This is a genomic window from Streptomyces sp. NBC_00878 (assembly GCF_026341515.1).
Classification (GTDB): domain Bacteria; phylum Actinomycetota; class Actinomycetes; order Streptomycetales; family Streptomycetaceae; genus Streptomyces.
Genome location: NZ_JAPEOK010000001.1, coordinates 8,410,650 through 8,423,713 on the forward strand (window position 1 = coordinate 8,410,650; position 13,064 = coordinate 8,423,713).

At 70.2% G+C, this 13,064-nt stretch carries 13 protein-coding genes; 9 read left to right on the forward strand and 4 right to left on the reverse strand.

The genetic code is table 11. The features are described from left to right. The first annotated feature begins 216 nt into the window (after positions 1-216). Together OHA11_RS36465 and OHA11_RS36470 are read left to right on the forward strand one after the other, a co-directional pair. Complete coding sequence (locus OHA11_RS36465) at positions 217-789, forward strand: SigE family RNA polymerase sigma factor (protein ID WP_266503598.1); 573 nt, start codon at positions 217-219, stop codon at positions 787-789. Continuing rightward, complete coding sequence (locus OHA11_RS36470; protein ID WP_266503599.1) at positions 786-2,003, forward strand: WD40 repeat domain-containing protein; 1,218 nt, start codon at positions 786-788, stop codon at positions 2,001-2,003. The genes OHA11_RS36465 and OHA11_RS36470 overlap by 4 nt, the downstream gene beginning before the upstream one ends. A 67-nt stretch (positions 2,004-2,070) precedes the next feature. On the opposite strand, the gene dapA is transcribed toward OHA11_RS36470, so the two are convergent. Next, positions 2,071-2,979, reverse strand: a complete 909-nt coding sequence (gene dapA / locus OHA11_RS36475) for a 4-hydroxy-tetrahydrodipicolinate synthase (RefSeq protein WP_266503600.1) — start codon at positions 2,977-2,979, stop codon at positions 2,071-2,073. Between the two features lie 173 nt (positions 2,980-3,152). On the opposite strand from dapA, the gene OHA11_RS36480 reads away from it, so the two are divergent. The 5 genes from OHA11_RS36480 to OHA11_RS36500 all read left to right on the forward strand — a co-directional run bounded on the left by OHA11_RS36480 (position 3,153) and on the right by OHA11_RS36500 (position 6,692). Next, positions 3,153-3,293, forward strand: coding sequence for a hypothetical protein (locus OHA11_RS36480; RefSeq protein WP_266503601.1), 141 nt, complete (start codon positions 3,153-3,155; stop codon positions 3,291-3,293). Then, positions 3,290-3,988 carry a hypothetical protein gene (locus OHA11_RS36485; RefSeq protein WP_266503603.1) on the forward strand — a complete coding sequence of 233 codons (699 nt, stop codon included), beginning with the start codon at positions 3,290-3,292 and terminating at the stop codon, positions 3,986-3,988. The genes OHA11_RS36480 and OHA11_RS36485 overlap by 4 nt, the downstream gene beginning before the upstream one ends. Before the next feature lie 126 nt (positions 3,989-4,114). Beyond that, the gene (locus OHA11_RS36490; RefSeq protein ID WP_266503604.1) at positions 4,115-4,816 is read left to right on the forward strand and encodes an antibiotic biosynthesis monooxygenase; all 702 of its coding nucleotides are present in this window, start codon (positions 4,115-4,117) and stop codon (positions 4,814-4,816) included. 392 nt (positions 4,817-5,208) lie between these two features. Beyond that, positions 5,209-5,925 carry a winged helix-turn-helix domain-containing protein gene (locus OHA11_RS36495; protein WP_266503605.1) on the forward strand — a complete coding sequence of 239 codons (717 nt, stop codon included), beginning with the start codon at positions 5,209-5,211 and terminating at the stop codon, positions 5,923-5,925. A 29-nt stretch (positions 5,926-5,954) separates the two neighbouring features. Next, complete coding sequence (locus OHA11_RS36500) at positions 5,955-6,692, forward strand: SRPBCC domain-containing protein (RefSeq protein ID WP_266503607.1); 738 nt, start codon at positions 5,955-5,957, stop codon at positions 6,690-6,692. A 99-nt stretch (positions 6,693-6,791) separates the two neighbouring features. On the opposite strand, the gene OHA11_RS36505 is transcribed toward OHA11_RS36500, so the two are convergent. Then, positions 6,792-8,624 (reverse strand): endonuclease/exonuclease/phosphatase, encoded by a 1,833-nt coding sequence (locus OHA11_RS36505; RefSeq protein ID WP_266503609.1) that lies wholly within the window; start codon positions 8,622-8,624, stop codon positions 6,792-6,794. A 393-nt stretch (positions 8,625-9,017) separates the two neighbouring features. Here OHA11_RS36505 and OHA11_RS36510 point away from each other — a divergent pair, with 393 nt between their 5' ends. Together OHA11_RS36510 and OHA11_RS36515 are read left to right on the forward strand one after the other, a co-directional pair. Further along, positions 9,018-10,445: a hypothetical protein gene (locus OHA11_RS36510; protein WP_266503611.1), complete on the forward strand. Its 1,428-nt coding sequence runs from the start codon at positions 9,018-9,020 to the stop codon at positions 10,443-10,445. 96 nt (positions 10,446-10,541) lie between these two features. Next, positions 10,542-10,949 (forward strand): hypothetical protein, encoded by a 408-nt coding sequence (locus OHA11_RS36515; RefSeq protein ID WP_266507475.1) that lies wholly within the window; start codon positions 10,542-10,544, stop codon positions 10,947-10,949. A 27-nt stretch (positions 10,950-10,976) separates the two neighbouring features. Here OHA11_RS36515 and OHA11_RS36520 read toward each other — a convergent pair whose 3' ends face one another. Together OHA11_RS36520 and OHA11_RS36525 are read right to left on the reverse strand one after the other, a co-directional pair. Continuing rightward, positions 10,977-12,188: an IS110 family transposase gene (locus OHA11_RS36520; protein WP_266492891.1), complete on the reverse strand. Its 1,212-nt coding sequence runs from the start codon at positions 12,186-12,188 to the stop codon at positions 10,977-10,979. A gap of 436 nt (positions 12,189-12,624) precedes the next feature. Further along, entirely contained in the window at positions 12,625-12,849 is a 225-nt protein-coding gene (locus OHA11_RS36525; RefSeq protein ID WP_266503613.1) for a hypothetical protein, read from the reverse strand. Positions 12,850-13,064: the final 215 nt, after the last annotated feature.

The window sequence follows — 13,064 nt, forward strand, 5'->3', positions numbered from 1 at the left end:
CGCCCTCCCACCTGCTGTGGGAGGGCGCTCGGTTGTGTGGGTCGTTGGGTGCGGGTCCGGTGGGGGCTGGTCGCGCAGTTCCCCGCGCCCCTAAAAGAACGGGCTGCGCCCCTGCCTTTCAAGAATTCCTCGCGCCGCCAGGCATAGCGGGGGCCCGCCCGGAGCGTCGGTACGGGTGGGAGCGGGGGACAGCCCGCCGGGGAAGAGAAGGTGACGATGGATGCCCAAGGGCAGGAGCGGTTCCGGGAGTTCGTGGAGAACCGGTCGTCGGCGCTGCTGAAGACCGCCGTGCTGCTCAGCGGCGGCGACCGGCACGCGGCCGAGGACCTGCTGCAGAACGCGCTGATCAAGGCCGCCGGACGCTGGCAGCGGATCGACGAGCCGGAGGCGTACGTACGGCAGATCCTGTACCGCCAGCAGGTCAGCCGGTGGCGGCTGAAATGGCGCAGACGGGAGCTGACGGTCGCCGAGCCGCCCGTGGGGACGGGCGGGGCGGGTGCCTCCTCCGCCGCCGAGACCTCCGCCGCCGAGCTGCGGATCGTGATGCGCGGAGCGCTGGCGCGGCTGACCGCCCGACAGCGGACCGTGCTGGTGCTGCGCTACTTCGAGGACCTGCCGGAGGCCGACGTGGCCCGCATCCTCGGCTGCTCGGTGGGGACCGTCCGGTCCACCAGCCACCGCTCGCTCGCCAGACTGCGCGTCCTCGCGCCGGAACTGGCCGGGCTGGGCCTGACCGACGCCGAAGACAGCCCGTGCCGCGACTTCTCACCCGTGGAGGTACGTCCGTGAACATGGAACAGCTCGTATGCGACGCCCTGCACGAGCAGGCCGCGGACACCACGACCGCCCCGCCCGACTTCGCGGGCCGCGTCTTCGCCGTCCGGCGCCGCCGCCGGACCCGTACGATCGCCGCCGCCGCGGTGGCCACCACGGTCGCCGTCGCCGTCGCGGTGGCCGTGCCCGTGATGGACCGCGGCAAGGACGAGCCCCGGCTCGCCAGTCAGATGAACCAGAGCGACATCATCGCCCACCCGGACCAGGCACCCCCGCGCGACCTGATCGCCGCGGGGAACACCGCGCTGGCCGCCTACTACACGTTCGGCACCGCCAAGGAGACCAAGGACCGGGGCGTCTCCCGGCGCACCTACCACCTCCTCGACCAGGAGACCGGCAAGTACGTGAAGACCACCAAGTGGTCCTTCCTCGACGTCGCTCCAGGCATGCGCACCGCCGCCGTCCTGGAGAAGGATCTGCTGGCCAAGCGGATCGGCCTGCTCGACCTGCTCACCGGCGAGGTCGTGCGCTGGATCCCGGTCGACCGCGGTGTCGCGAGCGTCAGGTTCTCGCCCGACGGCAGCAAGCTCGTCGCGACGACGTACGACGAGAACCCCGACCTGCAGTACCTGGCTGACTACGACAGGGACGGCGACGGCAAGAAGAACGACTGGACGCAGCGGTTCGGCCAGTCGAGCCGGACCGGCTTCTACATCCTGGACGTCGAATCCGGCAAGGGCTCCTGGAGCAAGGCCGCCGGCGATGCCGAGAACCTCAACGTCCGCCAGGACTTCGTCTTCAGTCACGACGGCAAGCTGGTCTACTCCGCGCTCTCGATGGAACCCCACGCGCAGTACTACGACTTCGAGGGCAACAAGGTCGCCAAGCCCGCGAAGGAGAAGTACCTGCACTGGTCTGTCGAAGCGGGGCTGTCCCCGGACGGCAAGCTCGCCGCGGGCGACTTCGAGGGGAGTACCAAGACCACCGCCTCCGCGATCAACGACCCCTACACCGGCAAGCGGCTCTACAAGATCCCCGGGCAGCAGCTGCTTGCCTGGGTCGACAACAAGCGGCTCATCGCCTTCGACATCGCACCCGGTACGAACGAGTTCCACAACCGGCTCGTGCTCGTCACGATCGGCAGCGACAAGACCGTCCCGCTGAGCGGTTTCCGCAAGGGGAACGACGGCGCGCCCGGGCGCTGGACACCGATCTTCGCCGAACGCTGATCACCGCTCGCCGCTCGCCAAGGTTCGCCGAACGCTGAGCATGCTCCGATCACACGCCTCACACGCCTCACACACCGGCTGAGGCGGCCACCAGCCGCTCGTACGCGGTCAGCAGCCCGTCGACCGTCTCCCGGTCGGCGGGCCGCAGCGGTGCCCGGACCGGACCGGCGGGCAGACCGAGGGCGCCCAGCAGGGCCTTCGTCGTGACCGTGCCGGGCAGGCCGGAGGCCATCATCAACTCCGTTAGCGGGATGGTGAGTTGCTGCAGTCGGGCCGCCTCTCCGGAGTCTCCGGAGTCGAACGCTTCCAGGACGGATCGGAAGTGACGTGGCGTCACATTCGCCACCGTACTGATGTACCCGGCGCCGCCGATCGCGTACAGCGCGAGCACGTACTCGTCGCAGCCCGTGTAGTACGCCAACTCCGTGGCGGCCAGCACCTTCTGGGTGCCGAGCAGGTCGTACGCGCAGTCCTTCACCGCCACGATGCGCGGATGCTCCGCGAGCCGCAGCATCGTCTCCGGCTCGATACGGGTGCCGGTGCGGCCCGGGATGTCGTACAGCACGAGCGGCAGTCCGGACGTGTCCGCGATCGCCCGGAAGTGTGCCTCGACGGCGTCCTGCGGGGGCCTGCTGTAGTACGGCGTGACCACCAACAGGCCGTCAGCGCCTGCCTTTTCGGCCTCCAGCGCCAGTTCGGCGGTGTGCCGGGTGTCGGCGGTTCCGATGCCCGCGACGATCGCGGCGCGGTCCCCGACCGCCTCGGCCACCGCCCGCACGAGCGCCGACTTCTCGGCGTCCGTCGTGGTCGGGGACTCTCCGGTCGTCCCGGAGAGCACCAGCCCGTCGCAGCCCTCGGAGACCAGCCGGTCGGCCAGCCGCTGGGCACCGTCCAGGTCGAGCAGCCCCTCGGCGGTGAAAGGGGTGATCATCGCGCAGAGGGCGCGGCCGAAGGGCGGGGTGCGTCGTGAGGTCATGGAGGTAGTCTCGGCGCACCGACCCTGAAGCTCCACTTAATTCCGCTACGGGATATGGGTAAGCATTTCTTATTGGTTGCGGCGTTCGAGGTGGTAGGGGCGCTCTAGGAACTCGCCCCCGTTTCGGTCACCATGGCGGGAACGGTAGAAGGTCGTCTGTCACGGGAGGCGTCATGAGGCTGGGCAAAGCACTCGCCACCGGAGTCGCGGAGGAGCAGCCGCGCCTGGAAGAGGAGGAGCTCCGACTCCCCGAGGGGATCGGGGAGATCGAGGAGTTGGAGTCCTCGGTCGAAGAGGTTCCGGTCGCGCGATGAGGGTGCGGCTCCCCGAGGAACGTCCGGCGGAGCCGCCGACCGGATTCAAGATCGCCCACCCGATGCTGTCCCAGGACGGCACCCGGGCCGGGTTCACCGGTGTGTCGCTGGGCGGCGCGCTGCCGTACGGAGTGCTCGACGAGGCGCACTGCGTCTACGGTCTGCGGCACCGGGCACCGCACCGCCGCTGCGACTGCGGCTTCCACTGCGTGCACGACCGCGCGGCGGCCGAGGCCATGCTGTGCACCGCCGAGCACCGCAGCGCCGTACTCCTCGAAGTGGCGATCCTCGGTGTCTACATCCGCTTCGAGCTCGGTTTCCGGTACGCGCGGCAGCGGGTGCGCAGCGCCACGGTCGGGCCCTGCGCGTGCGGCGCCGCCGCCGTGGCGCTGGCCGACGCGGGATGGGGCAGGCCCGGCTGGCGGGGCCTCGCGGCCTCCTGCGCCGGATGCGTACGAGGTCGTACGGCAGTGTCGCTCGCGACCTTCGCGCGGCTGGGCGGGGAAGGGCTGCGGGTACGGGCCGGGGGTGGCGCCGTACAGCCCGCAGGTGCCGATGTGTCCGAGGGGCTCGCGGAGCTCGAAGGGCTCGGGGTCTCCGAACTCGTCGCCGAGGCGGCGCTGTTGCAGGCCCGGCTGGACTGGTTCCAGAGCCGGCTGGCGCGACTCGGCGAGCGGGGGACCGGACAGGGGTGACGGCTGCCCACACACCGCACTGCCCGTACCGCCGGACTTGACCTGAAGCTCCGGGCTTGACCTGAAGCTTGGTTGAGGTCGGAGGGTGGTGTCGAAGACGCCGAGCAGCGATTACTGGAGTTCGTGATGACCCGTCGTACCGACGCGCACCCCGCGATGACCCGCCCCGAGGTCGGAGCCCCCTTCTTCAGTACCTGGCGGGTCGGGACGCCCGAACGGCAGCGGGAGACGGCCGAGGCGATCGCCAAGACCTGGGAGAGCAGGCCGTGGCCGGCCGACGGACTGCTCGGGTGCCACGTCTACACCGGGGAGGACGGCACCACCCTGCTGCACCACTCGCAGTGGCGGAGCGAGCAGGACTACGAGGCGTTCGTGAAGGTCCACCGGCAGGAGCGCGTGGACGAGATCGACGTGGCCGTGCCCGGGATCGAACGGGTGGAGCTCGGCCGGTACCGGCGGTACCGCAGCGGCGTCCGGGAGGCGGAGACCCGGGTGCCGGGGTGTGTCGTGATCGTCGAGATCGAGTTCGAGGGGCCGGACCCCGACCGGCAGCGGGCCTGGGTGGACGCCGTGTTCGAGGCCCTGGAGAGCGAGCCGAACCCGAAGCCCGGCGGGATCTCCGCCCACTTCCACCTCAGCACCGACGGCACGAAGGTCCTCAACTACGCGGAGTGGGAGACGGCACGGGCCCACGTCGACGCGATGGCCGCGCCGGGCAACGGCGTCGGGTCCCGTACGCCGGAGTGGGAGTGCGTGCAGACGTACCCCGGGCTGAAGCGGTCCACGGTCCACCGCTACACGCACGCTGTCGGGCTCGTCCCCGAGTGATCACCGGTTGACCGGTTGACCGGTTCGCCGCTTCGCCGCTTCGCCAGTCCGCCAGTCCGCCAGTCCGTCGGTCCGTCCGTCGGTCCGTCGGTTCGCCAGTCCGTCGGTTCGTCGGAATTCGACCGCGCGGGCGGATGAACCGGAAGCGGCGATCCATCGTCTTCTCCAGTGCCCTCCTCCGTGGGGACGGGAAGGGCGCCTGCGAGAGGCCCGGCACCAGGAACACAACTCCTGGTGCCGGGCCTCACCGTTTTGCCGAGTCGACCGACAGCCAGAACCTTCCGGTCCGCCGACCGCCAGAACCTTCCGGTCCGCCTGCAGCTAGAGCCATCCGTTCCACCGACAACTGGAACCGTCTGGACAAAAAAAGTTTTCGGTGGGACGGTGGAGTCATGTTGGACGTGACCGTGATCGAGGACCCCGCGGCAGCCGCCGTCTCGCTGGACCCCATAAGGGGCCGGCTCCTGGCCGAGCTGGCGGCCGGACCCGCGTCGGCCGCCATGCTGGCCGGCCGGGTCGGACTGCCGAGGCAGAAGGTGAACTACCACCTGAAGGCGCTGGAGAGACACGGCCTGATCGAGCTCGCGGGCGAGCGCCGCAAGGGCAACGTCACCGAGCGGCTGATGAGGGCGACCGCCGCGTCGTACGTCATCTCGCCCCTCGCCCTCGCCGTCGTGCAGCCCGACCCGGACCGCTTCCGGGACCAGCTCTCGGCGCGGTGGCTGCTCGCGCTGGGCGCCCGGCTGGTGCGGGACGTCGGCACGCTCATCACGGGTGCCACGAAGGCCCGCAAGCGGCTCGCCACCTACGCGCTGGACGGCGAGGTCCGTTTCGCCTCCGCCGCGGACCGGGCCGCGTTCATCCAGGAGCTGACGGCCGGTGTCGGCGCGCTGATCCGCAAGTACGACGCGGCCGACGCCGAGGATGGCCGTGACCACCGGATCGTCGTGGCGGTCCATCCCACGGTCAAGCCCGCGACATCCGGAAGGCCTGGTACGTCCACGGACCCCAAGGCATCCGAGGTGTCCGAGGTATCCGAGGTGTCCGAGACAACCAAAGCATCCAAGACATCCGAGGCGCCCTCAGCGGTGCCCGAACTCACCGACTGACACACCTAGTTGACGCGCAGGAGCCCATCATGTCCAAGGAATTCGAGATCGCCCGCGAGTTCGAGGTCGACGCCACGCCCGACGAGGTGTGGGACGCCGTCACCAGCGGCACCGGCGGCTGGCTGTGGCCGATGGAGCCCCCTGAGCCGCGTGAGGGCGGCCGGGGTCCCTGGGGATCCACGGTCACCGCCTGGGACCCGCCGTACAAGTACACCAACCGCCTGGAGGGCGTCGACGAAGTCGCCGGGCAGACCCTCAACCAGCTCGACTACACCGTCGAGCCCCGCGACGAGGGCCGGCGCGCCTGGGTGCGGTACGTGCACAGCGGGATCTTCGTCGACGACTGGGACAACCAGTACGACGGGGCGAGCAGGCACACCGACTTCTACCTCCACACCCTGCGCGAGTACCTGACGAAGTTCGCGGCCCGGCCGGCCGCCTTCGCCACGTTCGACGGGCCCGAGGCGTCCAAGGCGGCCGACGCCTTCGCCGCCGTGGGCCGCGCACTCGGCCTCGCGGACGACACCGCCGAGGGCACGCGCGTACGGGCCCAGGGCCCCGACGGCCAGGTCCTGGACGCCGTCGTCGACTTCCGCAACCCGTACTTCATCGGGCTGCGCACCGACGACGCCCTCATCCGCTTCTTCGGCCGCAACCACTGGGGCGCGCCCGTCGGCATGAGCGTCCACGACTTCGCCCCGGGCGCCGACGCCAAGCGGAACGAAGCCGCCTGGCAGGGCTGGCTGAACCAGGCCTTCGGAGCCTGAGGCTCCACTGGGGACGAGACGTGGGTGAGCCCGGCCCCCCTGACGTGGGGCCGGGCTCACTGGCGTTGGGCCGGGGTCACCGGCGTGTCACCGCGGCGACTACGGGCGGAACCGCAGCACCTGCGGGTCGTGGTCGCTGATCTGGTCGGAGAACTCCGAGTTGATGTGCACGCTGTCGTACGTGAAGTCGCAGTCCTTGCGGATCGACGGGCTGATCAGGATCTGGTCGAGGACCTGGCTGTTGCCCTGGTAGTCATAGCTGTAACGCTCGCTCTTCGGAAGGGACTTGACGGCCGACCACAGGGCGCCGTCGTCCTCCAGGAGCTGCGTCGTCTTCGAGAACTCGAAGTCGTTGATGTCGCCGAGCGTCACGACGTCCGCGTTCTTCTGCTTCGCGAGGATGTCCTTGACGAAGGCGTTCACGGCGGTCGCCTGGAGGTGGCGCTGCGTCTCCGAGCTGCGCGCCGGCGGCTGGAACTGCGAGTGCAGCGACTGGTCGCCGCCCTTCGACGCGAAGTGGTTCGCGATCACGAAGACCGTCTTGCCGCGGAAGGTGAACTCGCCCGCGAGCGGCTTGCGGCTGTTCGTCCACGCGGTGTTCGCCGGGTCGATACGGCCAGGCGAGAGAGTCAGCTGCGCCTTGCCGTGCACCTTCGTGACGCCGACGGCCGTCGTGGCGTCGCCGCCCGCGCGGTCCACGAACGACACGCGCTCCGGGTTGTAGAGGAACGCCTGACGGATGTTGCCGCCCGGCTCGCCGCCGTCCGCGAGGTTCACCGGGTCGATGGAGCGCCACTCGTACGCCGGGCCGCCCGCGGCGACGATCGCGTCGATCAGCTTCCGCATCGTCTGGTCGGCGGCGACCGTGCCGTCGTTCTTCGCGCCGTTGTTGTCCTGGATCTCCTCCAGGGACAGGATGTCGGGCGACTGGAGGTGGTCCACGATCGCGGCCGCGTGGTCGGCGAACGTGCCGTCCGTCGGGTCGAGGTTCTCGACGTTGTACGTCGCCACCGCCAGCTCGGAACGCGACTGCTTGCGCGTCGTCTCGCGCTCCAGGCCCCCGGCCTCGACCGTGCCCAGGGTGCGGGCGGTCAGCGTGTAGCCGCCGAACTGGGTGTAGTCGAGCGGGCCCTCGGTGGTGCCCTTGAGCGTGTCGCCGACGTTCGCCGTCGGGAACGGCTCCGTGGCGGTCGGGATCAGCGACTGGATCTGCAGCCGGCCGGTGTTCTGCGCGGAGTACGCGCCGTAGACCGTGCCGCCGCGGCGGTTCGGGTTCTCGTGCGGCTTGACCGTCACCCAGAGCTCGGAGAACGGGTCGGTCGCGGTGACCACGCGGGACGAGCCGATCGCGACGTTCATGCCCTCCAGGGACTCGTAGAAGTCGAGGGCGTACTTCTTCGGCCGCAGCGTCAGGCCGCCCACCGAACCGCTCGCCGCCGCGTCGCCCTCGGGCGTGTACGCGGCCGGTACGGAACGGCTGTTGATGACGGTGGCCTTGGGCAGCGCGTTGCCGCTCGACACCACCGTCACCGTCGGCCGGGTGATCTCCGTGACCGACTGGTTGCCGGACGAGGCACCGCCGGGCACGAACTCCGTGACCGTGCCCGAGACGGTGACCGAGTCGCCGACGGCGACCTTGGGCGTGGAACTGGTGAAGACGAAGATGCCCTCACTGGTGGCCGCGTTGTCGTCCGCGGACGGATCCTGGATCCAGAAACCGCGGGACGAACCATAGGTTCTCGTACCCGTGACGATGCCGGCCACGTCCGTGACCTGCTGGCCCGCGAGCGGGGACGTCCGGGTGGAGCCCTGGATGTCATGCACGGCTACGGCGGCCGCGTGGGCGGGTGACGTGATGACCACCGCGGAGACCGTGGAACAGACGGCGGCGACGGTGAGCGCGGCTATGCGTACGGAAGACTTGCTCGGCAACGGGATCCCTCCGGGGACGTGCGTGGGCGCCGGGACGAGGTGGAACTGCCATCGGACGAGGGCGGAGCTGTGGAACGAAGACGATCGAACGTGAGGGTGGAGCCATGGGGGAGTCGCAACCGGTGGGGCGGTCGTTGACGCGCGTAGAAGTCTCGGCCGGACTGCTACTCGTGAGTTTCTACGCGCGTCAATCTCGTGTCTGGCCAGGGCACTTGTCAAGGTTTCCTCGGTTAAGACTTCTGACAGGTTCATGAACCGGGCGGCATGGGTCCAAATCCGTCTAGGCTGAGGCTGCGTGTCCGGGGCGGCCGGCAGGCGTTTTCCCGGGCGGCCCGCGGGCCTCGTGTACGTCCGAGATGTACGCCCGAACGTTCGTCCTAGGAGAACCAGCCGATGTCAGACAGTTCCCCCCTGCCGCCGGTGCGTCTGCACGCCGAAGCGGAGCTCGCGCGGGACGCCCTCGCCACGCCGCTCCTGTCGCGTGCCGTGCGGCTCGCCCGCTGGGCCGGTCCGGAGACCCGGGTCGGGGCCGGTGGCGAACTAGCCGAGGAGCAGCTGCCGGAGGCCGCCGCGGAGCTCGGCCTCGACGGCGGGGACGCCGCGGCCTACGCGAGCGAGGCCTGGCGGGTCGCCGTGGACATCGGGCTCGTCGAGATCGTGGACGAGGAGGAGGGCACGGTCACCGCCGGCCCTGACCTGGGACTCGTCCTCTCCGGGGCGCCACAGGACGTACTGGGACTGTGGCTCGGCGCGCTGGAGACGGTGCTCGCCGACGCGAGCGTGCCCGACCTCGACGACCTCATGGAGGCCATGGACGAGGGCGGCGAGATCGACCTCTCCGGGCTGGACTGGGATCCGGAGGCGGAGTCGGAGTTCCTCGACGGGGTCCTCGGCAACCTCTACCTGCTGACCTCCAGCGAGGGCGGGCCCGGCGACGGCCCGGTGCCGCTGCCCGCGCTCGCCGCGTCGATGATCGTGCCGGACGACATGGGAGAGCCCACCAACGACGTCCTGGAGCAGGTGTCGGACGCGATGATGCGGCTCGACGACCAGTTCCGGCTCCTGGAGCCGATCGGGCTCGTCGACTTCCAGCCCGTCGACGAGGCCCTGATGGCCGACGCCGACGAGGATCCCGCGACCCCGGTCGACGACACGGACGTCTCGCGGTACGGGATGGTGCGGCTCACCCCGCTCGGGGTCTACGGGATCAGGGCGCGGCTCCTCGAAGCCGGGTTCGCGGCGCCCGCGGTGGGCGACCTCGCGGACAAGGGGGCGGACGTGCTGCTCGACGGCATCGCCGCGTTTCCGCCGACGGCCGCGCAGGCCGAGACCGAGCAGTGGCTCGCCGGGCGTGACTCCCTCACCGCCGCGCGGGAGCTGCTCGCGGCGGCGAAGGGCGCCGACAAGGGGGCGCCGCTGCGGCGGCTCCTCTGCCAGCAGGCCCTGTCGCTGGTCGGTACGGAGGCCGCGCCCGCGCTCCGTGACGTGCTCGACGATGCCGAGCTGGGCGGGCTCGCGCGGGTGTGGCTCACCGAGCGGGGGGCGCCGGACGTGCCCGCGCCGTCCGAGGAGATGATCTTCTGGCTGACGGTCGACACGATTGCCGCGCAGCTGGCCGCGGAGGGCAATTCGGCGGAGCTGCAGGGGCTGGTCGAGGGGCTCGCGGCGCAGCATGGCGGGTTCTTCGCGGCGGCGTGGCGGGTGGATCATCCCGCCACGCCGGATGTGCTGGAGGCGATGGGGCGGCTGCATCCCGACAAGAGGGTGGCCAAGGAGGCGCGCAAGGCGGCGTTCAAGGCTCGGTCGCAGCAAGGGGGGTAGGGGGGTGCCTCTATGTTCTTCGTCAAGCGTGTGGGCAGCTTCGGCTTGGGGTCCGTTCTTCTTCGTGGGGCATGAGACTGTCTGGTCGTGCCAGAGATGATGAGTGGGTTGGAGGCGGCCTTGGCTGAGGCGTCGTCTCCTTCGTGGACGCAACGTGTTCGTGCCGGGCGCGACCTTGCTTCCTTCGCTGATGTTTCTGAGGCTGCGGAAGCGCTGGTGGGGCTGCTGCTGGACGTCGAGGACACGGCGGTGATCCGACAGACGGCAGAGGCCCTGGCCCGGGTGGGGACGGTGGCCGCCGTAAGGCTCATCGCTCTCGCGGTTGCCGAGGCTGACGACAACCAGGCTGACTGGCTGCAGACCGGGGTGCATGACGCGCTCGTGGGACCGGACGGTGTGCCGGACGTCGCAGCGGCCTGCGCGAACCTCGCCCGGGACCAGGAGGACGCTGTCCGACGGGCTGCCGCAGATATCTCGGCGTGGACAGACGACACAAGGCGTTGACCTGAATCGACCTGCCTGTGGGCTGGTTCATGCAGCTGTCGCTTGGGGAAGGCGGGGTTCGTAGAAGGTGCCGTCGCGGAGCATGGCGAACAGAACGCTGATGCGTTGGCGGGCGAGGCGGAGGATGGCCTGGGTGTGGGTCTTTCCGCGGGCCCGGCACTTGTCGTAGTAGGTGCGGGAGGCGGGATCGGCGTTCATGCAGGCAAAGGCGGACAGGAACATGGCGCGTTTGAGCTGGCGGTTGCCGCCTCGGGGTGCGTGTTCGCCATGGATCGAGGTGCCCGACGACTTCGTGGTCGGGGCGAGTCCGGCGTAGGAGGCCAGGTGGGCGGCGCTCGGGAAGCTGGTGCCGTCGCCGACGGTGACCAGCAGGACGGCGGCGGTCCTGACGCCGACGCCGGGCATCGACGTCAGGACCGGGGAAAGAGGGTGGGCCTCCAGCAGGGCGTTGATCTGGGCTTCCAGGGCCCGGCGCTGTTCGTGGACAGCGGCGAGAGAGCGGGCCAGGGAGGGCACGACGATGTCGAGGGTGCCGGTGCCCGGGACCACGACGGTCTGCTCGTCCAACGCCTCGAAGACATCGTCGATCAGCCGCTGGGCCATGCGCGGGGCCTTGGGCCGGATGAGCTCGACGAGCCTGCGGCGGCCGGCTTTGCGCAGTGCGGCCGGGGAGCCGTAGCGCTCCAGCAGCCAGGTGACGGCCTGGTGGTCGAGGCGGGGGCCCAGAACGCGTTCCAGCGACGGGTGGAACTGGGTGAGCAGGCCGCGTATCCGGTTGGACGTGCGGGTGGCCTCAGCGGCGAGGTCCTGGTCGAAGCCCACGAGGACCGTGAGTTCGGCGGTGATCTCGTCGGTGAGCTCCAGCGAGCGCAGGGTGTGCGGCATGGTGCGGGCCGCATCCGCGATCACCGCGGCGTCCTTCGCGTCGGTCTTGGCCTCACCCGGGTACAGGTCGGCGATCCGCCGCATGGCCAGGCCGGGCAGGTAGGCGACCTCGCAGCCGGCGTCCCGGGCCACGGTCAGGGGGAGAGCCCCGATCGAGGCGGGCTGGTCCACGATCACCAGCACGGTGCCGAACTTCGCGGTCAGCTTGTCGAAGACGGCCCGTAGTTTCGGCTCGCTGTTGGGCAGCTGCTTGTCGAGGACCTTCTTCCCGGCTGGCGTGAGCCCATGGCCGTGATGGGCGCTCTTGCCGACGTCCAGGCCGAGGAATACGCCCACGTCTTGGGTGTCGAACATCGCGCCCTTCCAGGGAAGTTGAACGTGCCGGCCTCGGCAGTGGTGTCGTACGCGCGCATCCACGTTATGCAGACCTGCCGCCCGCGAACTGCCCGGCATTGCGCCGGACCGGGCGGTGGCCGGACCTCTCATCAGCGTCTCCGACGGCACCTCCCGGGCCCGGTGACACCACCCCCCAGGTCATCCGTTCGACAGGGGGACACAGTCATGCCGGGCCCGGAGGCCAGCGGCCCTCTTGCAGGACCGCGGAAAACATAACGGGGTCTTTCGCCCCCGCCGCCCCTACCCAGTCCTGTCCCTTTCTGGGGGCTGCCGCCCCCAGGCCCTCGCTTGTCGGCCTGAACGGCCTCGTCCTCAAACGCCGGACGGGCTGGTAGTCAGCCCCTCCGGCGTTCAAGGCGCGGTTGCAGCAAGGGGGGCGAAGGAACTCAGGACATCAGGGCTCGTCCTCGCCCATCGCGAGGACTCTGACCGGGAAGCCTTCCAGTTCGTCCGGGACCACGTCCTCGGGGCGGAGGCGGTCGCGGGGGACCCTGCGGGTGACGAAGACGACGATGACGTCCTCGCCGGAGTCCTCGTCGCGCCCGCTGCCGACACCGGTCACGTTGGCCAGCGCCATCAGCCGGTCCTCATGGCGGTGGCTTGCCTGACGTGCGTCCACTTCGGCTCGCCTTCCACGGGTCGTGCGGGTCGTTGATACCGAGATTATTCCGACCAATAGTTCGGACGCGAGGACTGTTGGGCCGTACGGGGTGTCGTCGGCCCGCACGGGCGGAACGGGCCGGATTCACGCAAGGGAGACCTGGGAAGTCGACCCGCGTTCAACCGGCGTTCAGTCGCGGGCGGGACTGTGTGGCCGACGATCGGGTCCGCCAC

Coding starts and splice junctions, on each gene's coding strand:
- OHA11_RS36465 (WP_266503598.1), top strand. CDS start 217: ATGGATGCCCAAGGGCAGGAGCGGTTCCGGGAGTTCGTGGAGAACCGG.
- dapA (WP_266503600.1), bottom strand. CDS start 2,979: ATGACCTCACGACGCACCCCGCCCTTCGGCCGCGCCCTCTGCGCGATG.
- OHA11_RS36480 (WP_266503601.1), top strand. CDS start 3,153: ATGAGGCTGGGCAAAGCACTCGCCACCGGAGTCGCGGAGGAGCAGCCG.
- OHA11_RS36485 (WP_266503603.1), top strand. CDS start 3,290: ATGAGGGTGCGGCTCCCCGAGGAACGTCCGGCGGAGCCGCCGACCGGA.
- OHA11_RS36490 (WP_266503604.1), top strand. CDS start 4,115: ATGACCCGTCGTACCGACGCGCACCCCGCGATGACCCGCCCCGAGGTC.
- OHA11_RS36495 (WP_266503605.1), top strand. CDS start 5,209: ATGTTGGACGTGACCGTGATCGAGGACCCCGCGGCAGCCGCCGTCTCG.
- OHA11_RS36500 (WP_266503607.1), top strand. CDS start 5,955: ATGTCCAAGGAATTCGAGATCGCCCGCGAGTTCGAGGTCGACGCCACG.
- OHA11_RS36510 (WP_266503611.1), top strand. CDS start 9,018: ATGTCAGACAGTTCCCCCCTGCCGCCGGTGCGTCTGCACGCCGAAGCG.
- OHA11_RS36515 (WP_266507475.1), top strand. CDS start 10,542: ATGATGAGTGGGTTGGAGGCGGCCTTGGCTGAGGCGTCGTCTCCTTCG.
- OHA11_RS36520 (WP_266492891.1), bottom strand. CDS start 12,188: ATGTTCGACACCCAAGACGTGGGCGTATTCCTCGGCCTGGACGTCGGC.